At 60.5% G+C, this 20,378-nt stretch carries 7 protein-coding genes; 1 reads left to right on the top strand and 6 read right to left on the bottom strand.

The window, feature by feature from the left end:
* Positions 1-98: 98 nt before the first annotated feature.
* The 5 genes from ACILSR_RS19080 to ACILSR_RS19100 all read right to left on the bottom strand — a co-directional run bounded on the left by ACILSR_RS19080 (position 99) and on the right by ACILSR_RS19100 (position 14,291).
* Positions 99-1,808, bottom strand: coding sequence for a VWA domain-containing protein (locus tag ACILSR_RS19080; RefSeq protein WP_395751394.1), 1,710 nt, complete (start codon positions 1,806-1,808; stop codon positions 99-101).
* Positions 1,805-2,671 (bottom strand): DUF58 domain-containing protein, encoded by an 867-nt coding sequence (locus tag ACILSR_RS19085; protein ID WP_395751395.1) that lies wholly within the window; start codon positions 2,669-2,671, stop codon positions 1,805-1,807. The genes ACILSR_RS19080 and ACILSR_RS19085 overlap by 4 nt, the downstream gene beginning before the upstream one ends.
* A complete protein-coding gene (locus ACILSR_RS19090) occupies positions 2,668-3,648 on the bottom strand; it encodes an AAA family ATPase (protein WP_395751396.1) in 981 nt (326 codons plus the stop codon). Before ACILSR_RS19090 ends, ACILSR_RS19085 begins: the two co-directional genes overlap by 4 nt.
* Positions 3,649-3,708: 60 nt before the next feature.
* Entirely contained in the window at positions 3,709-5,394 is a 1,686-nt protein-coding gene (locus tag ACILSR_RS19095; protein ID WP_395751397.1) for a hypothetical protein, read from the bottom strand.
* A 62-nt stretch (positions 5,395-5,456) separates the two neighbouring features.
* Entirely contained in the window at positions 5,457-14,291 is an 8,835-nt protein-coding gene (locus ACILSR_RS19100; protein WP_395751398.1) for a hypothetical protein, read from the bottom strand.
* Positions 14,292-14,426: 135 nt separating this feature from the next.
* On the opposite strand from ACILSR_RS19100, the gene ACILSR_RS19105 reads away from it, so the two are divergent.
* Positions 14,427-15,227 carry a ThuA domain-containing protein gene (locus ACILSR_RS19105; protein WP_395751399.1) on the top strand — a complete coding sequence of 267 codons (801 nt, stop codon included), beginning with the start codon at positions 14,427-14,429 and terminating at the stop codon, positions 15,225-15,227.
* Positions 15,228-15,247: 20 nt separating this feature from the next.
* Here the strand turns inward: ACILSR_RS19105 and ACILSR_RS19110 are convergent, their stop codons facing one another.
* On the bottom strand, positions 15,248-20,125 hold the full coding sequence (locus ACILSR_RS19110) for a PAS domain S-box protein (RefSeq protein WP_395751544.1): 4,878 nt from the start codon (positions 20,123-20,125) through the stop codon (positions 15,248-15,250).
* Positions 20,126-20,378: the final 253 nt, after the last annotated feature.

Raw genomic sequence — 20,378 nt, forward strand, 5'->3', positions numbered from 1 at the left:
GGATTGCGCTGACTCAAGCGCACTTTGCGGAGAGCGTCCGGACCGGTGACCATGGAACAAAGTGTGCGCTGATCCGGTGTGAATGTCAAACTCTGTGCTCATCCGACTTTCCTCCTGTCGTAGAGGATGGACTCGGTGACGAGGACGCCGAGGGCGAGGACGAGGAGCCAGTAGCTGGGGGCTTCGCCGCTGGCGATGGGCTTGACGCTTTCTTTGAGGGTGTCGTTTTTCAGGAGGCTTTCTTCGGGGGAGACGAGGGAGGTGGCGAAGGTCCATTCGTCAGCTTGGTGGAAACCGGTGGTGAGCATAGGGCCGAAGGGAGTGGGATCGGCGCGACCGGGGACGCGGGCGGTGGAGCCAGTGGGAAGAGTGGCGGGCGGCATGTCCTCGCGATGGGTGAGGTGTGCGGCGGCGTTGTGAATGAGCACGGGGAACCAGGCGCTGAGGTAAAACTGAGCGGCGAGGGGATCCAGATTGACGACACAGACGGTTTGGGCGCCCTGACGCATGAGGTAGATCAAGGGCGGGCCGGATTCGTCAGCGACGAGGATAACGGCGCCGGTGGGTGCGGTGATCTGACGGGCACCTGCGAACGTCATGCTTTCGGCATCGAGATAGCGCAGCAGGGGATGATCTTTGGCGAGAACCTTTGGGACAGGCGCGGCGATTTCTGCGCCGACGTTGGACCAGACTGTGGCTTCGCCGGTGGGCTGGAAGACGACGGTGCTGATGTCGGCGGGCACCTTGCCCTTGCTGAGCATGAGGCGGGCGGATTTGGTTTCCTGTGCAAGGGAGAGGAGTTGGTCGCTGCGTTCGAAGGCGCTAACGGCGTTTTGGAAAAAGAAGGGATCGTCCGCCAAAACAGCGACGGGAACGGGCTGACTTGGCGGGACGTAGAGGTAGGCGGTGTTGTCGCTTTCGAGGGCGTCTTCGAGGCCGAGGGTGGCTTTCCAGGAGCCGGTGGGGGCATCATCGAGGGTGAGGGTGATGGCGGGATTTTCGCCGGGATTTAAGGTGATTGGGATGATCTTCACCATGCGGTCGGAATCGACATGAGTGAGGGTGATGTCGGTTTTGACGGGTTCAGTGAAGGACGAGACGGGGAGGATGAACAGGCCAAGGCGTGCGGGGCCGCCGGGAACGCTGCGGAGGTCGGCGCGGGCGATGCCGATGTTTTTGGCGGAGTCGGTGATGCGCAAGACTTCGACATTGGGAAGGCGGTCGGGGAGATCGAGGCAGCCATCGGTGATGAGGAGGACGCGGGTGTCCTTCATCCATTCGTCGCCGGGTTGCAGAGCGCGCAGGGCTTCGACGCGGGAGGGGAGTTCGGTGGGCTGGATGGCATCGACGGCTTCGATGAGGGCTTTGCGATGGCGGGTGGGGTGCTCAAGGATGCGCGTGACTTCGGCGAAGGAGGCAACGGCGGCGCGCTGCGTGCCATTCATGCCTGCGATGAGATCGCGGGCGCGTTTTTTGGCTTTTTCGAGGCGGGTGGTGGCGCCGTCTTTGGCGGACATCGAGGCGGAATGATCGACGACGATGAGGAGGTCTTTGCGTTCATCTCCGGCGAAGTCTGGCTCTGCCAGGGCGAAAGCGATGGCGGCAAAGGCGAGGGCCATGAGCAGCAGCGACAAGACATCCCGCAGGCGCTTGAAGAGGGCGGAGGCTTTTTTCTCGGTGAAGATCTTCTGCCAGAGGAAGAAGGCGGTGACGGGCTTTTTGCGCGGCCGCACTTTGAGGAAATAGATCGCCGCCAGCGGTGCGAGGGCCGCCAGGGTCCAGAGAAATGCTGGAGCAAGAAGCGTCATGTGACGAGACCTCCGCGACGCAGGAGGTCGGTGATGACGGCTTCAAAGGATGCGTCTGTATTGGTGGATAGGAAACCGAGGCCGCGTTTGGCGCAGGTCTGCTTCAGGCCAGCGTTCCACTCGGCCATGGCGTCTTCGTAGAGCTTGGCCTCGCGAGGGGAGATGGTGACGCGTTCGCTGCGGCCGGTCTCGACGCATTCGAGGGTGACGTCCCCTTTCCACTCACAGCGGAGGTCGTTGTCGTCGAGGGTTTGCAGGCAGAAGACTTCGTGCTTGTGCCATTGGAGGCGGCTCAGGCCTTCTTCGTAGCCGCCGGGCAGGAGGAAATCTGAGATGACGCAGACGAGGCCTTTGCGGCGGTGGCGTGCTTCGAATTCACGCGCGCAGGCATTGAGATCGGTGTTGCCGCCGAAGGTTTGTGCGGCGTCCAGAGAGCGGAGAAAGGGGATGACTTGGTTGCGACCGCGCGAGGGTTCGAACAAGGGCTGCAGGCGATCGGCGAGGCCGTAAACGGCGAGACGGTCGAGGGTATTGAGGGCGATGTAGCCAAGCGCTGCGGCAAGCTGCTTGGCGTAGGCGTGCTTGCTGGCCATCGAGGGGCTGCCATCGATGAGGAGATAGATGGTGGCGTCTTCCTCCAGCTCAAAGAGCTTGATGAGGAGGGATTCGAACTTGGCGTAGATGCGCCAGTCGATGCTGCGGTAATCATCGCCGAGTGAGTACTGGGCGTAATCGGCGAAGGTGATGCCCGCGCCTTTTTTGGTGCTGCGACGATCCGACTGCAACGAGCCACCCAGGATCTTGCGCGCAAGCAAGTAGAGGGAGTCGAGCCGGCGGATGAAGGCTGGATCGGTGAGCGTCATGCCTTCACCTTTTCGATCACATCGGCGATGACTTCGTCTGTCTTCACGCCTTCGGCCTCGCCTTCGAAGGAGAGGAGAATGCGATGACGGAGAGCGGGGGTGGCGGCCTTGGCAATGTCTTCGCGGGCGACGTGGTAGCGGCCATCGAGCAGAGCGCGAACGCGTGCGGCGGCAAGGATGGTCTGTGCGCCACGTGGTGAGGAGCCGTGGCGCACGTATTTTTTCACGCGATCGGTGGCATTCACATCGGTGGGATGCGTGGCGCGGACGATTTTGACGAGGTAGTCTTGCACACTGGCCTCGAGCGGGACTTCGCGCACGACCTGGCCCATTTGCAGGATGTCATCACCGGTGGCGACGGCGTTGATCTCGGGAGTCGATTTGCCGCCGGTGCGGTTGAGGATTTCGATGAAGTCGCCGTGGCTGGGGACGGGGACGTAGAGCTTGAAGAAGAAGCGATCAAGCTGGGCTTCTGGGAGAGGGTAGGTGCCGTCCTGCTCGATGGGATTCTGCGTGGCGAGCACGAAGAAAGGCGAGCCAAGATTGTGCGAAGTGCCGGCAACGGTGACGCGTTTTTCCTGCATGGTTTCGAGCAGGGCGGACTGGGTCTTGGGTGTGGCGCGATTGATTTCGTCAGCGAGGAGGACGTTGCAGAAGACGGGGCCCTGCTGGAATTCGAAGACTTTCTGGCCAGCGCGCTCGACGAGGATCTGGGTGCCCACGATGTCGGCAGGGAGAAGATCGGGCGTGAACTGGATGCGCTGGAATTTGAGATGGAGGGCTTTGGCCAGCGTGTTGACCAAAGCGGTCTTGCCAAGGCCAGGAACACCTTCGAGAAGAACGTGACCGCCACAGATGACGGCGCTCAAGACCTGTTCGATGATGTCCTGCTGCCCGACGATGAATTTGGAGACTTCGGCTCTGAGTTTTTCAAAGGTTTCTTTGAAGTGGGTGACGGCGACGGGAGTTTCGGGCATGAGAATGGAAGTGGAAAAATGACGAATGCGGAATGATGAAGCGACTTCTTTGAGTCAGCTTTACCTGGTGACGGGGGCTGCGGCGTTTTCATCGCCGACCTGCTGGATGCCTTTGAAGTATTCCTTCACGCCTTCTTTGACTTCGGCGGGCACGTCTTCGCGCTGGATGAAGCTTTCAACCTGGCGCTGGAAGGCCTTTTCCTGAACGGTGGCGGTGCGTGTGGCGCGGCCGGTGCCGCTGTCTGCGGACTCCATGCTGGTGTTGCTGGGGCCGCTGCCTTTCTGGCCGGTGAGCTGATCGCGATTGCCATTGTCCTGAGTGGCTTCGCTTTCGGAGCGGCGGCTTTCGAGGCTGCCATAACCCGCGTTTTTGCCGGGCTTCAGGCAGGCCTTGAGACTCTGGCATTCTTTGTCGCACATGAATCCCTGGCATTTGCTGGTGCACTGGCTGAGCGAAAGGAGTTTTTTCATCACATCACGCTTGGCGGAGGACTGGCACATGCTCTGGCAGAGGCTTTGCAGGGCTTGATTGGCCTGGTTTTGGCAGTTCTGGCACTGGCTTTGGTTCTGATTGGGATTCTGCTGCTGTTGTTGCTGCTGGAGCTGTTGTTCCAAATTTTGGACGGACTGCTCGAGCGCGGTCATCTGCTGGTCCATGCTCTGCTGACCCTGGCTGCCCTGCTGTCCCTGGGACTGCTGCTGATTCTGACCGCTTTGCTGGGAGTTCTGGTTCTGGCTGGACTGCGACTGATTCCCCTTCCCCTGATTTCCCTGCTGGCCGGTGCGCTGCTGGAAATTGCGGGCGGCGGAGGCCATGCGCTGGGCGGCGGACTTGAGGCGGGCAAGTTCCTTCTGCGCTTCGTCGGGCTTGCGGACGTCTGCCTGAAGTTTCATCTGACGAAGCTGTTCGGCGGCGTGGCGGTAGTTTTGTTCTTCGAGGGATTTGGAGATGGGCTTGAGCTCGGCGTTTTGCTTCATCTCCTGCGCGGCTTTGGCAAGAAGCTGCTCGGTTTCGCGCTGGCCAAGCTTTTGGGCGGCATCGGCGATCTTGCGCTCAAGCTCGGCGTACTGGCGCATGGCCTCCTTGCGGTCCTTGGTCTCGCGCAGTTCTTTGACCCACTGGCGCCATTCGTCGGGATGGAGAAGCTCCTTCTCGTCTTCGCTGGCAGATTTGAGGAGTTCCTCGACCTGCTTTTCGAGCTCTTTGTTGATCTCGTCGCTCTTGAGCTCGGTCTCTGCTTCAAGCGCGAGACGTTCAACGACGATGGGGGAATTCTTTTTGAAGCCCATGACGAAGCAGGACAGAAGCAGCACACCGGCGATGGTGAGCACGCGGCGGGGCCACTGCACGGGAATGCTGCGCGGAGAGAGTGCCTGCACACGCACGGCGGTGGCCTCCGCCTGAAGGGCGATGAAGTCGCCTTCGCGATGCTCGTCATTGAAACCGAGGTGGGAACTGATGGCGTCCTTGAGATTGAAAAACACGTCCGCCATGCGTGCCGCCTTGCGCTGGGAGGCGCGCCCGAACTGCCAGGCGACGAGGGCGAAGACGGGCAGAGCGACCGCAGCGGCGAGGTAGCCGGTGGCGGGCACGGCGTAGCCTTGCAGCACCCAGACGAGGCACCACAGGCTGAGCGCGGAGCCGACGACCAGAAGAGAACCGCTGAAGGCCCGAACGAGCCAAGCGAGATCAAGACGGGCTTTCACGGCAGACAGAAACGCGAGGATTCGATCGTGAGCAGGCATGGAGTGCGGAATTGAATGGGTTTTACCAGAGCAAGACGTTTAAGACAAGGCATTGCTTGGGTTTACTTGGAAAGACGAGTGATGGCGGTCTCGACGGTTTTTTTAACACCGCCGCCCAGGCGCTTCTCTTCGAGCGACTTCAGCACCTGCAGGGCTTCGAGTTTTTTGCCGGTGCGCTCAAGGATTTCGGCCTGCTTCACGGCATAGCCTGCGGCGAGGTTGTAGTCCTTTTCGTTTCCTTTTCTGGCATGCTCAAAGGCCAGGGCGAAGAGAGGGACGGCGGCTTCGTTTTTGCCATTGGCGGCGAGGAGGTCTCCAGCCTCGCCGGCGGTGCGTCCCATACGCGGCAGGGCGGTGGCGATCTGGGCGGCGACGGGCACGAGTTCGTCCGGCTTGAAGACTGTGCTCTTTTGCACGATGTCAGCGATGAGGTTCGGAATGCCGGGACCGGCGGCGGGATATTTGGCGGCACACCATTCGTCCCTGGCCACAGCGGCCACCAACCCGGCGCGCTCCTCGGGAGTGAGGCGCATCTTTTTCTGCGTGCCCGAATACTGGCGGACGAAGCTCCATATGTCCCAGTCCTCGATGACGCGCTTTTTGAAGTCGCGGCGGTCCTCCTCTTTAAGACCTTTGCGCCAGGAGGCGAAAACTTCGGGTTCGTTCAGAGCGAGGTGAATGAACCACTTCTGGCTGACGCAGTCGGACACATGGTCGTCGCGCATTTCAGGAGGCGTTTTGGATATGACGTGATCATGGAAAGGAAGAAGCGCCCGAATCTCCGGCACGCGACCGGCCTCTGACTCGCGGCCCCAGTGCCAGCTGGCCACCCAGGTGGGCCCCCAGCCGGACTCTTTCAAAACGGAGCGCTGGAGGTAGCTTGAGCTGGAGCGGACGGACAGAGCGCGATCATAAGCGGCGAGGGCTGGCTGCAGGTCTCCGTGCGCGGCTTTCCAGCCGTATGCGAACTGAACGGGCTTGAGCTGGCGCCAGTGCTCCCAGGTATGATCCAGGGCTGCGATCGCCTCGATGTTGGTCTTGGCGGCGACTTCGTCCACTACATCGCGGATGGCGTCCGCGGCTCCGTAAACATTGCAGAGGACCTCGACGCAGTCCTTGCGCATCTCTTCATCGGTGAACTTGGTGTCCTTGAGCCGCTTGGCGATGTCGATGAAACGATCGTCCCTGCCCTTGAAGCCGGGGATGGAAGACTGTTCGGCCTTGGAAGGATCCTTGATGTAGGAGAGGTAGATCTCTCCAAGCAATGCGAGGCCGGGGTCGCCACAGGCTTCCTTGAAAGCGGGGAGGTTGCTCACGATCTCCTTGCTCCATAGCAGCTCCTTTTGCGGGTCCATCAAAAAGCCGCGCCATTCGGATTTGAAATGTTCCGCGGCGAGCTTTGGCTGGCCGCCGAGCATGAGACTGACAATGGCGGACTGTTCATTGCTGAAGGTGTGATGAAAGCGGCGCAGCATTTCGCGCATCCAGTCATCCTTGCCGGAGCGGGCAGTCATGCGGAGCATGCTGTTGATGACCCAGTCACAGGGCTCGTATTTGCTCATGCCACCATTGATGGAGCGTGCCATCCAGGCATCCCAGTGCTGCTGGGCTTCAGCGAGCCAGGCCTCGTCCACCGGGAGCAGATTGAAGGCGCGAAGGATCCAGCCGTACTGGTAGCCGTGGATGCAGTCCTTTTGTTTCATGGACACGAGGGCCGCGGCGGCACCGAGCCTGGTGCACTCGGGGTCGATGTCGTCATGAGACCAGTAGGAAAGGAAATGAACGAGGGCCTGACGCACGCGTGGACTGGCCTTGTCCGCACGGAGAAGAGTGCGGTGGTGCTCCCATGCGAGCTGCATGCCGCCGAGTTCTTCGATGGCTTTCTGAAAGCCGGCATTCTGGCGCGACTGCGGATCTGTGCTGAGGAAGAAGCGCCCAGCGAAGTCGAGCTCCCGGCCCAACGCGAGCTGCGGGTGCGAAGCGGGCAGTTTGGCCGCGTACTTCATGGCGGGCACGCGCAGACTCTGCGGCAGCCTTTGATAGAAGTCGAAGAAGGCGAGAGGCATGAGGGTGTGCGGCGTGTCCTGCAGGACTTCAGCCGTGCGCGCCAGCATGGCGTCAATGCCGCGCCCCATGGTGGCAGCACCGCCGTTGTTGCGCCAGATTTCAACGAGCACCTGACCATAGCCGCTGTTGGCCGCCCAGCCGTCTGACGAGAGATTGCCCGTGGTGTCTTCATGGCAGAGGCGCATGACGAAGGCCATGGTCTCGGGCTTGGGCCACTCCTTTTTCAACTCGTCCAGAATGTTGGAGCGGCTGGTCCAGGCATTGGCGCCTGAGTAGCCATTCCATCCGCCCGCACGGATTTTGACCTCCATGATTTCGCAGGCGTGAAGGAAGAGTTTCTGTGCCTTGTCGAGATCTCCGGGGATGAGAGTCTTCAGCATATCTTTGACCTTCTCCGCATAGGTGCCGGGGTCTGAATGCACATCCTCGGTGCGAGCGGCGGCGATCCATTTGTCGATCTCAGCCATGGCCTTCTGGCGCTCGGCGCCGAGGAGAGGATCCAACGCCGTGACCAAGGCGGGATCGGCCGAGGCGGGCTGGCCCAGCGCTGTGATCTGGGACTTGAGGAGGCTGATGAAGGCGGGGCCGCTTTTCACCGGGATCTTTGCCACATCCGCTGCGCGACGTTTCAGGAGAGCGGTGAGGGGGCCGGCTGGAGCATCCTGGAGGAAGGCCTCGCAGAACTCAGCACCAAAAGTGCGCTGCTCCCGCTCCGCCAGTTTGGTCCGCACCTCGCCCATGGTGTCGCGGTGTTCACGGACCTTTTTGAGGAAGACAACCTGAACGCAGTTGGAATCATTGGTGAGGATGATCTGCTCCGGCCCTCCCAGGAAGCCCAGTGCCTCCAAGCTGGAAATCACATGCTGGGGGGACTTGGTGACACGCTCGATGTTGTAACCGACGTTGCGCAGCCAGTTGGAGTTTTCATTGGCACCTACAAGCACAGCCATCTGCAGACCCGGGCCGAATGTCACAGGCTTGCGGATCATGTTGTCGATGATTTGGAGCATCGTGTAGGCGGAAGGGTTGTTGAAGGAGCCACCACGGCCGTAGCGTGCATCGATGGTGGTGCCGATGGTTTTGGCCCAGGTGCTCTGATTGGCCCCCAGTGCTCCCGCGATGATCTGGATCAAGAAAGGCTCCACGGCAGCGTCGGGGCGCAGCCGGTGGCGCGCGGAAAGGTAGTGGGAAACAGCATAGCCCTCACCAAAGTTGCGCACCTGTTTCATGCCGCCCGCGATCAATTCATCCAACGGAGTTCCAGCAAGGTTGCGCTCCTCCCAGCGGTCGGTGAGCCAGACCAGATGAGGGTCGTTGCCGTAGCCGAAGGAACCACGACTGGAGATCGTGGTCAAAAAGGCCCTGGATTTCTGAATGAAATCCTCGGGCTTGCAGGACCAGACATTCCACTGCGCACGCAGAACGCCGAGGCGCGTGGCGTCCAGAGCGGCCGAGGCCAGAGGCATGATCTCCTGAGCGACGCGTTCCGGATGGTTTTCCTTCCAGGCCTTCCAGACGAGAAACTCTGCAGGCGTGGGCGCCCACAGACCGGTCACTTCCTGATAAAAATTGTACCGACGGTTAAGCCCCGCGGACCGCTTAGTGCCCTGAGCTGTTGTGGCCTCCTCCAGCAGGCGATGGGCGGTGGACGCGAGCTCCTCCATTTTATTTCCCTCCGAAATGACCAGACAGGCAAAACGGCGAAAGCCTTCCTCAGCCAAAGCGGGGTGCTTCATGAGAGCTAGGCACAGACGGTCATGGACTTCGCGACGTTTTAAAGCTTCAGGAGAAGATGCGGGGAGGCACCCGTCATCGTCATCTTCGTCTTCCATGGAGTATCCCGGGCGGGAGTACAGATGCCGGAGCCGAGGTGCGCGATAGGTCGAGTTTGCGGTGATGCCGGGAAGGTCGATCATCCATTCCAACCCCTTGACTCCACTGCCGGACGGCAGGGAATCCAGCACACGGGTCAGCACGGTGATGATGTTCATGCGCGCTTCGAAGCCAACGGAGTCATTCCTGTTCAGCATGTCGGTGACAAGATTGCCGGTGCCGCTCTGCTGGAAGGCCGAGAGGGGAACTTCGGACATCATTTTCACCGCACGTTCTGAATTCGTGGTAGCGATGATGGCGCACAGATGCAGACGTGCCTCGAAGTGCTGGGGATTGACGGTCAAGATCTTCTCCAGGACCTTCACGGCCTCCAGCTTTTGCTCGATGAGCATGAGAAACTGCGCCTGCTCGAAGAGCTTTGCCACCGAGGCGGTCTCCCCGGGGTCAAAGACGGCGCGGATTTTTGCGCCCATGCCCGGCCTGGTGACCAGACGCATGATCTCTTTGGCCCGGCTGGAGGCATAGCTGCCATTGCCATTGGATGCGTAGGCAAGCGCACGACGCAGCTGAACCACGGCCTCCTTGAGGATGGCTTCATCCTCGCCGCCAGCCAGAAGTGTCTTGAGCTTGTTTGTGTCAATGCTTGAGGTGCTGACATAGGACTGAGTGCGTGGTGAGACAGCGGGAGCAGGAGCCATGGCGATGCGCGCCCACTGCTCCGCCTCATCCTGCATGCCGAGGGATTTCATGGCGGCAATGAGCTCCTCCTTCTGCTCAACACTGACACGGGCGCTGCGCATACGCCGCAGCGCCATCTGCGCAGGCTCGAGCAGAGGACTGCCCGGCTGCGGCTTTAATTTCAGCGCCACATGCGCGAGGGCTGTGTCAAAGGCCGGGCGGACACCGAGGGGAACATTCATGGAGGCGGCCTGCAGGAGCAAGGCGGCTACGCGGTCGTATTTTTCCTCGATGCCGAACCAGGAGGCCGCGAGCAGGATGTCATCGACACTGGGTGCAGGGGCGGCGAGGAGTTGAGTGATCTCCTTTTCCGCCAATGAGCGATCTCCAGCCTTGTAGAACAGCAAGGCACGCAAGACGGGAGACTTCATACCCGCGATGAAGGGCTTCAGTCCGGCATACTCCTCCGGCTCCGGCTCCAGCTTGTCATCGTCGCGAGCGTTGTACATGTCCTTTCTCCCGAAGTAGAATACCATTTGGGGAGGCACCTGTGTTCCGGAGGGGAAAGGCAGGCGAGAGATCGTCTCGACCACGGGATTCCGAGTGCGGCGCTGAAACTGTGCAGCGTATTTGATCCATTCCTGACGCGTGGGTTCATGCTCCGTCCAGATGCGGACCTCGCGCTCCAGGAGTGCTGCAAACTCCTTCCATGCCTCCTGGGTTCGGCAGGCATTGGCGTCAAATGGCAGGAAGGTATGGTAAACCTTCTGCTGCTGCGCCCCTTCATAAGTATCGTCGAGCTTGCTCAAGATGAGGGTCAAAATGCGGCGGCGCAACGGTGCCGGCAGAACGCCCGAGGATTCCTCCTCCTCACGCATGCTCTGGTTTCCGCCGAGCATGGATCTCAAAGAGTAATCCACGACGCCGTATTTCTTTTTCTCCTCCGAAGGCGCTTTGTCCCACAGGTCCAAAGCCTCTGTGAGGAGCGGTGGACCTCGGTCAGCATCCGCTCTCACGGCAACGACGGCGGCTCGGAATGCCAGCATTTGGAATCTGCCTTTGAAACGCTCAAACGATTTCGCGGCGGTTTCGAAGTTGAGATTCTCAGCATTTTCGATGATCCAGGCGAGCAAAACGTCGTCATCGGGGTGTTTTTCCTGCGCGTCGGGGCTTTCGCGCAGATTGAAATACTGATCGACATCAAGGGCGTCGAGGTAACCAGCGCCAGGCACGCCCGCGCTCATTGCGTCTGTCATCCAGGCCTTTTGTTTCTGCGCCGGCTCCCCTTTCATGAGGCTGACCAAATGAACAAGGGATGCGGCCTTGAGGTGGCCGAGATCGGCGGGAGTGATGACCGCTTTGGAGTTCTGGCCTGCCATACGGTATGACTGCGAACGATAGTTGTAAGCCTGGTAGTAGGTGCCAGAACCGGTCAAACGGGCCAGCCCTACGTAGCCCTTCGGCATGTTCTTCTCCACCCAGTCGGTGTCGAACTGGTTGACCGCCTTGGTCTTGGTGGAGGCGACGATCGAAGGCAGTTCCTGGGACTGGGCCATGAGACGGATGAACAGGGAAGCGGAGGGGTCTGACTTGCCGGACTCCTCCAGGGCGACGGCCTGCAGATAAGCCAGGCGGTAATCATCCGGATAGCGGCGGAGCAACGGCTCCAGAAAGCTGACCATCCTCGACCATTCCTGCTGAGCGGACATGCTTTTGGCCAGAGTGATGGCGTCATCGGCATCCATCTGCGCGCCGCCAGCCAGTTCGTAGAGCATGCGGTAGCCGGCATTGGCGTCTCCATATTCGATCTGGATGGATGCGATCATCTGCTGCACGCGGCCGCCCTTGGCGCGTGAGGCGACACGCTGGAGATCTTCGATGGCACGCTTCCACTGGCCCATGTCCAGCTCGGCGCGTGCGATCTGCATGGCGAGATTAGCGTCTTCCGGACGGAGGCGCATGGCCTCGCGCAAGGAGCGTTCCTGCTCCGTGGTATTGCCCGCCACGCGGTAGATCTCCGCCAAGGCCAGCCAGGGCGCGGCGTCCGCGCGATTGGTGCGCTGGCGATCAATGAATTTTTCAATGAGAGCCTTCAACTGTCCTCGATCATTGGCCAGCCGAGCCAGAGTGCCGACCCAGCGCATTTTATCCTCGGGCTTGTCCTCCTTTTCAAACAGCGAGAGGTAGATCTTCTCGGCATCGCTCATCTGACCCAGCTCTGTGTAAGCGGAGGCGAGGGAGTCCGCCACGGCCTCATCGTCTGCAAACTTCCGCGCGGCGGCCTGCAGGACCTTCAAGGCCTCGCGCCCTTTGCCATCCAGCTGAAGCAGTTTTGCCTCGCGCAGCCACGGCGAGGAGGAGCCGGGAGAGAGCGTCTTCCAGTCGGCGACCCATTTCAGCGCCTGATCCGGTTTGCCGGCGCGTTCTGCAAGATCCACGAGGCGCTGCAGATTGGTGGAGGTCCTGCCCTGCGGCATGGCGATGAGCTTTTCCGCCTCGGCGCTGGCACCCAGCCAGTCCTGGCGGGATTCCATGAGCTTTAGAAGACGCGTCTGAGCCGCGAGGGCGTGTTCGGGGGGAATCTCGCGCAGTGTTTTTTCCGCGCCCATGCGGTCCTGTTTTTCTTCAAGAAGGGCGGAAAGCAGCATGCGCTCCTGCACGGTGGGGGTGCCTTTTTGCAGCGCGGCCAGGGTGTCCGCGTACTTCACCTCGTCCGCGTTCAGGCAAAGAATGACCTGCCGCAAAGCATCGTCCATGAAGGCGACATCCGTCGTGGCGCGCGCACGCGCCAGCGCCCATGGGATGGCATCGACCGGCTTCTTGGCGCTGAGCGCCGCGTTGATCAGCAGCGCGAGGAAACGATCGTCACTGGCGAACTCGGCATGGCGCTGCTGCAGCACTTCCAAGGCGGCCTGCGACTCGATGCGGGCCATAAGAGCCTGCCCTACCGCCATGACTTGGGGAAGATCTCCGTTTTTCGCCAGTGCATGCCAGATGGCCAGGGCGGCATCGCGCTTGCCGCTGCGGTGCAGGTAATGAGCCTGGGCCTCCCTGGCGGCGCTGCTGTCTGGGAATGCCGCGACCATGCGCTCGTAGGCCTGGGTGGCCTCATCGACGCGGTCCCAGCTCTCATACAAGCGGGCGACGCGGAGGTGATCAAACTCGGCGGCGTCCTTTGCCGCGAGAAATTTTTCCAGGGTGGCCTTGGATGCCGGCATGTCCTTGGCACGTTCCTGAAGAGTGGCCAGCCGGATGAGCAATTCTCGATCCTCCGGGGACTGCTCGAGTAGAACGCGGGTCTGGGCGATGGCCTCCTTAAACTGCTCAAAGCGTGCGAGCAGATCCAGGTAGCTTTCCCGCAGATCGCGCTGGCCGGGCGTCTTTTGCAGGAGTGCTGCGTATGCAGCCAGGGCCTTGTCTTTTTCCCCAAGCTCTGCCAGCAAGCGTGCACGCTGGCGCTCAAGCGCCGTGCGCTGAGGGTGCGCGGCCTGAAGTTTTTCCAGCTCCTTCACCAGGCCGCTGAGGTTTTCATCCCGACGAAACGTGGCCTCAATCTGGGCCAGCACTTCGCCTTCGATCCAGGTGCCCTGGCCAGTGTTTGCCAGCGTCTCGGTCATCATGGCCAGAGCGGCCTCTTTTTTTGTGGCGCGGAGCTGGATCTCCGCCAGCCGGAGCTGGCGCACGACTTTGGCATAGGCGTCCTTGGTCTTGGAGATAAGGGCCTGCATCTGAGCCTCCGCCTCGGAAAACAAACCTTCGTCGAGCTGGAGATCCACCACCTCCTCGACCAAGTCCTCGTCATCTGCGCTGGCCTTCAGCAAATCCCGCCATGCCTGCAAGGCGGCATCGGGCTTGCCTGTGCGCAGAAGCCAGCGACCGCGCAGCTGACCGATCTCGCGGGCCATCGCGGTTTCCGAGGAGGTCTTGTCGGCTGAGGCGAGCGATTTGAGCGCGGTCTCGAAATTCATCATGCGTGCCTCCAGCTTGGCGCGCTGCAGCCATGCCCGCGCATTGGAGCCGTCACGCTCCAGGGCGGAGGTGTAGGCTTTCAGGGCCTCGGCTTCGTTGCCGCGCTGGTCATGGAAGATTGCCAGCAGGAGGAGGTCGGCGGCGGTGGTGGTGCGGGCGCTGAGAAAGGCCGCGAGGGAGTCGGCGGTGCCGGTTTCCATCCAGGCGGAGTAGAACCTGTCATAAACGAGGCCGGGTTGGGGCCGCTTCAGCAGCATGAGATGGTATTTTTCCGCCTCAGAACCCGGGGGCGGCGCGGACTGTCCGAAACAAACGAGGGTGGAGGCGAGAAAAAAGAACCAGATTCGCATAAAAGAAATTTCCCCCGCCATTTAACAAATATCCTATGCCGCACGCAAGATAGAACCACTGCAGCGCAAGAATCGTGAAAGACAGAGGACGGATACCGCGCATACTCGGCCACCCAACCCTGCCTGCTCCCCCCCATGCGTCCCCTTCTCATCTCCCTCTTTTCCATCGCCTGCCTGTTTGTAGCCGCCGCTCCGAACACGGAGGTGAAGCCGCTGAAAGTCCTCATGGTGACCGGCGGCTGCTGCCATGACTATGAAAACCAAAAGATGATCCTGAGCGAGGGGCTGAGCTCGCGTGCGAATGTGGAGTTCACCATCGTGCATGAGGAAGGGCCTGAAGGTAAGAAAGACAAGAGCCACAAGATCTCGATCTACGAAAAGGACAACTGGGCCGAGGGCTATGACGTGGTGCTGCACAACGAGTGCTTTGGCGCGATCGAGGACGTGGCGTTTGTGGAGCGCATCGCCAAGGCGCACCATGACGGAGTGCCGGCGGTGATGCTGCACTGCTCCACGCACAGCTACCGCGCGGCCAAAACCGACGAATGGCGCAAGTGCGTGGGCCAGACCTCGATGAGCCATGAGAAAAACCGGGACCTGCATGTGAAGAACATTGCCGAAGGACACCCGGTCATGAAAGGCTTCCCCGCCGAGTGGCTCGACGCGAAGGACGAACTCTACAAGAACGAGAAGCTTTGGGATCACTTTGTGCCGCTGGCAAAGGCCTATGGCGAAGACACGAAGAAGGACCACAACGTGATCTGGGTGAACGAATACGGCAAGGCGAAGGTCTTTGGCACCACGCTGGGCCACGGCAATGAGACGATGCAGTCCCCGGTGTATCTGGACCTGGTGGCGCGCGGACTGCTGTGGGCCTGCGGCAAGCTGGACGAAAACGGCAAACCGCTGCCAGGCTACGAGGCGAAGCAGAAGTAAAAGCAGCAGCAGCAAATCCTCTAGCGCTGCAGCACCTGGGCCACAGTCTTCAGCAGCGTTTCCGCCGAGTAGGGCTTGGGGATGAAGTGCTTCACGCCGGCGGCGGTCGCCTTGACCACCATGTCTTTGACGCTCAGGCCGCTGGCGGCGATGATGCGGACCTGGGGATTCATGCGCATGAGCACCTGGATCGTGGCCAGGCCATCCATGACAGGCATCATCATGTCCGTGAGCACCACATCGATCTCCCCTTGGTGGGCAGTGAAGATGGTGGAGGCCTCGACGCCATCCGCAGCCAGCATGACCCTATAACCGAAGGCTTCCAAGGTCTGCCGGATGATCTGCCGCACCGTGACTTCGTCATCAACCACGAGAACGAGCTCGCCGTTGCCACGCGGCAGCTGGGTTTCGGCCGCAGCGGCCTCAGGAGCGCCTCCCGATTTGTCCGCCGGCAGGTAGATCTGGAATTTAGTCCCTGATCCCACCTCGCTCTGAACACGGAGGAAGCCATGATGCCCCTTGATGATGGCGAGTGTGGTGGAAAGACCGAGGCCGGTGCCCTTGCCAAGCTCCTTGGTGGTGAAGAAAGGCTCGAAGATGCGCTCGAGGACGTCCGGCGGCATGCCGAGGCCGTTGTCCGCCACCTCTATGAGCACATGAGGTCCGGGCCTGGCCTCGGAACTGAGCTCGCCGCAGTGCTCGTCCAGCACCACATTGCAGGCGGAGAGCTTGAGGATGCCACCGCCGGGCATGGCATCGCGGGCATTGACGCAGAGATTGAGCAGCACCTGGTGCAGCTGGGTGGGATCCCCCTGCACAACCCAAAGATCCTTTTCAAAAGCGCAGCGGATTTCGATGTTTTTGAGGAAGGTTTCGTTGGTGATTTTTTCGATCTCCCTGAGCAGACGCCCAACCTCCACTGCGAGCTGCCTGCCTTCGACGCCCCTGGCAAACGAGAGCACCTGCTGCACCATGTCCGCACCCCGTCTGGCACTGCTCTCAATGGTGGAGAGAATGTTCAGGCGACGGGCATTTTTTTCCTGCAGCTTCAGGAGCTGAATGGACATCATGATGGGAGTCAGGACATTGTTGAGATCATGCGCGATGCCGCCTGCAAGCGTGCCGATGCTCTCCATGCGCTGGGAGCGCAGCAGCTGGGCCTCCACCTGCTTGCTCTCCGTGATGTCCTCCGCCGTGCCGACAATGCGCAGTACATTGCCATGGGAGTCTCGCACGGGGAAGGCGCGGTCATGAATCCACCGCAGGGTGCCGTCCGTGCGCAGGATGCGGTAGCGCTCGTCATATTCGCCGGTGGTCCGTTTGACCGCCACGGCCGCTGCCAGACGCTCACGGTCGTCCGGATGCACGGCCTCCAGCCAGCTCATAGGATTCGCATAGAGGCTGGCGCAGGTGCGGTGCCAGATCTTTTCATAGGCAGGACTGACGTAAATCATTTCGCCGCCGTCCGGGTCGGTCATCCAAAACACCTCTTCGATGGTTTCAGCAAACTGCCGGAAGCGCTTTTCACTCTCACGCAGCGAGGTCTCCGCCTGCCTGCGCTCCACACCTTCCAACGCCAGAGAGACGAGATTGGACATGGCCAGTGCAAAGGTCTTTTCGTCCGCAGTCCATTCCCTTTGGGTACGAACATGCTCAAGGCAGAGAACGCCCGTGCGGAATCCGCCGACCACGATGGGAACATCCAGCATGGACTGGATGCCATTGGGGCGAAGATAGTCATCGACGAACTCGCTGGTGCTGGGATCTGTGGCGGCGTCATCCGCGACGATCATTTCCAGTTCGATGAGGGCGCGAAAATAGGCCGGGTGGGTGCTGGCTGAAAGCTCCAGGCCGGAGGAATGCCTGCCGTCCTCCCATTCAAAAAGATCGACGCAGCGGATGGCGGAGCGGTCGCTGTTGTAACGCCAGATACTGACGCGGGAAACGCTCAGCGTCTGAGCGGCCCCCTCGGCGATCTTGCGGAGGAGCAGCTGGGCATCGTCTCCTTCGCTGCCCCAGTGGCGTGTGAGTTCGATCAAAGCCTTGCGCTGCTTGATGAAGCGTTTGTCCGCCTCTCGCAGCTCCATTTCCCGGCGGTTGATGTCGAGAGCGAAACCGATGTCCACGGCCAGCTCGTCCAGCAGCTTGAGCTCGTCTGCGTCAAAGAAGTGCGCGGTATCGGCATAGAGATTGAAGACGCCGATGGTTTTGCCTCCGCACTTCAGAGGCAGCGAGGCCATGGAATAATAATGGCGGCAAAGGGCGTCGGCACGCCAGGCCACGGCATCAGGATCATTTTCGATGTCATTGCAGACCGACTGCTCCCCTGTCTGCAGCGCGCGCGCAGTGATGATGCATCCCGGTCCGGAGGGCGATTCGGAGAGGATGTCTTCAAGTTTCTTCAAGGTCTCCTCCGCTGCGCCCACCTGCGCAGCGATGCGCAGACGGCCCGTGGCGGGATCCACGAGGCCAATCCAGGCCATGCCGAACAAGCCTCTCTCAACGGCGATGCGGCATGCTGCCGTGAGCAGTGCTTCGGAGCTCTTTTCACGCACGATGGTCTCATTGATGCCGCTCAGCACGGCATAGAGACGATTGAGCTGATGTATGCGCTGCTCCGCTTTTCTGCGCCCGGTGATGTCCTGCATCTGGGAGACAAAAAAGGCGGGACGGCCCTGCTCATCATTCACCATCGAGACACTGAGCAGGATCCAGACAATGCCGCCCTTCTTGTGCAGGTAACGTTTTTCCATCTGGAACGTCTCGATCTCGTGCCGGAGCATTTTATGCACTTGATCGAGGTCCTCATTCAGATCGTCCTTGTGGGTGATGTCCTGAAATGAAAGCGCCAGCAGCTCCGACTCCGTGCGTCCCACGATGTCACAAAGGACGCGGTTCACGCGGAGGAAGCGGCCGTCCGGAGCCACGAGCGCCTTGCCAATTGGCGCATTTTCAAAGGCCGCCGCGAAGGTGGCTTCACTTTCGCGCAGGGCCTCCTCCGCACGCTTGCGCTCGGTGATGTCCTGCACCGTGCCAAAGCACTGGAGGGGAGAGCCGCCCTGGTCATTGAAGCGGATCTCCACTTTTACCAGGACATGTGCAGTCTGACCGTCCGCGCGCAAAGCACGGTATTCAAAGGGCGCGATGACGGCGCCGGGTGTCGCAGCAGTCAGCTGCGCGTGATAGGCGTCATGGCGCAGGCGGTCGTTCGGGTGGACCATCTCCCGCAACCGCGCGTAATTGAGACTGACAGACTGAGGCTGAAGTCCAAAGATGCGGAAGAGTTCGTCCGACCATTTGATGCTGCCATCAGCGGAAGTGTATTCCCAGCTGCCAATGTGGCTGATCAACTGCGCGCGCTCGAGGTCGGCGCTCACCTGGGAAAGCGCCGCTTCCGCGCGTTTGCGGCTGGTGATGTCAACGAAGGTCGCGACGAGATGCGGCTCCCCTTGAAGCTCGATGACTTCCATGCTGGCGATGGCATGGAGTGCGGCGCCGTCGCGCGCCCGCAAAGAAATTTCCATGTCGCGAATGGAGCGCTTTTCATCCAGGCCCGAACGAAGCATGGCGTCCGCCTCACGATCAATGACGGCAAGCTCGATGAGGGAATGGTCCACGGCCTCCTCGCGTGTCCAGCCCAGGAGGTTTGAGAAGGCGTCATTGACCTCCACGAGATGCTGATCGCTCAAACGACCGATGGCGAGCGCGACGGGACTGCTGCGGAAGGCCTTGATCAGGCGTGCCTGCCCTTCGCGAACCATCTCGGTGATTTTTCTGCGAACAGTGACGTCCTCGGTGAACATGATGAGGCCGCCGATCGAGTCGTCCGCCAGGCGCCATGGCTGGATTTCCCAACGTATCCAGTCAATGCTGCCGTCTGCGCGCGCGAAAGCCTCCTCATCGCATTTGACGACTTCACCGGCGAGACAACGCTGATGAACTTCCTTCCAGTGCTCGGGAATCTCCGGGAAGACCTCGTAGTGGCCGCGGCCGACGATGGACTGATCCCCGAGGCGGTAATCAGTCATCCAACGGCGGCTGACAACGAGATACTTCAGATCGCGGTCCAGCATGGCGATGGCTGCGGGGCTATGCTCCGCGTACAAGCGAAGCTGCTCCTCGCGCTCGCGCAGGGCACGCGTGCGTTTTTTGACCAGCCTGGCAAGCAGACCGCTCCAGCCCAGAAGCAGGACCATGACCGCCGCGGCCGCAAGCGCGGTGTAGCCCAGGTAACGAAGGTAGCGCGAACTGCTGAGAGTCTGCCCGAACCACTTTTTTTCGATGCGGGCGAACTCCGTTTTACTGACGTCTTCAAAGCCTTTCTCGATCACTCGCAGCAGGCTGGCATTGCCCCTGCGAACAGCGCGATGAAATTCGCCAACACTGATCGGCTCCGACATGCGAAACTCCGACTCGATGCCCTTCTTGTTGAGGAAGTACAACGCCGGGGGCTTGTCGACCACAAAGACATTCACCTTGCGCTCCTGCGCGGCAGTGATGATGGCCTCGTAGTTGTTGTAAAGGATCAGAGGACCGATGCCTTTTGCCTGGAGCTGCAGGGTGGTGGCGTCCCCCTCTTTGGCGGCGACGGGAAACCCCTTGAGCGATGCCATGTCCGTGATTCCCGCAATCGTGGTCCGGAAAAAAATGGGAACCTGAATCGTGGCGTAAGGCTTTGAAAAATCGAGAAAGGAGGCACGCTCCGGAGTTCTGAAAATGGTGTCGATGGCGTCAAACTCCCCTGCCTGCATCCGCCTGACGGCCTCGCCCCAGTCCATGCCGTGGATCTGGACGGTGACGCCGGTTCTTTTCTCCCATGCACGCCATTGGTCGATGATGATGCCCTGCATCTCCCCGGAGCTGTCCCTGAAAGCATAGGGCGGAAAGTTGTCGTCCATCACGACACTGATTTTGGGGAGTGATGAAGGCTGCTGGGCCCAAGCCGATGAGACGCCGAAAAGAGAAAAGAAGAATGCAAAAAAGCAGCCCGCCAAAAACTGGCAGAGCCGAGCCGCAGCATGGCGTGTTAACAACCCTCCGGCTTGCATCAACACACAAGCCTTGACCATTGGAGCAATCCTGGACGTTTTCTCCATGCCACACTTATATCAGAGCACGTAGGTTCATTGGCATTCAATAACGCACCAACTT

The organism is Prosthecobacter sp. (genome assembly GCF_044222565.1).
In the GTDB taxonomy this organism is placed as follows: Bacteria; Verrucomicrobiota; Verrucomicrobiia; order Verrucomicrobiales; family Verrucomicrobiaceae; genus Prosthecobacter.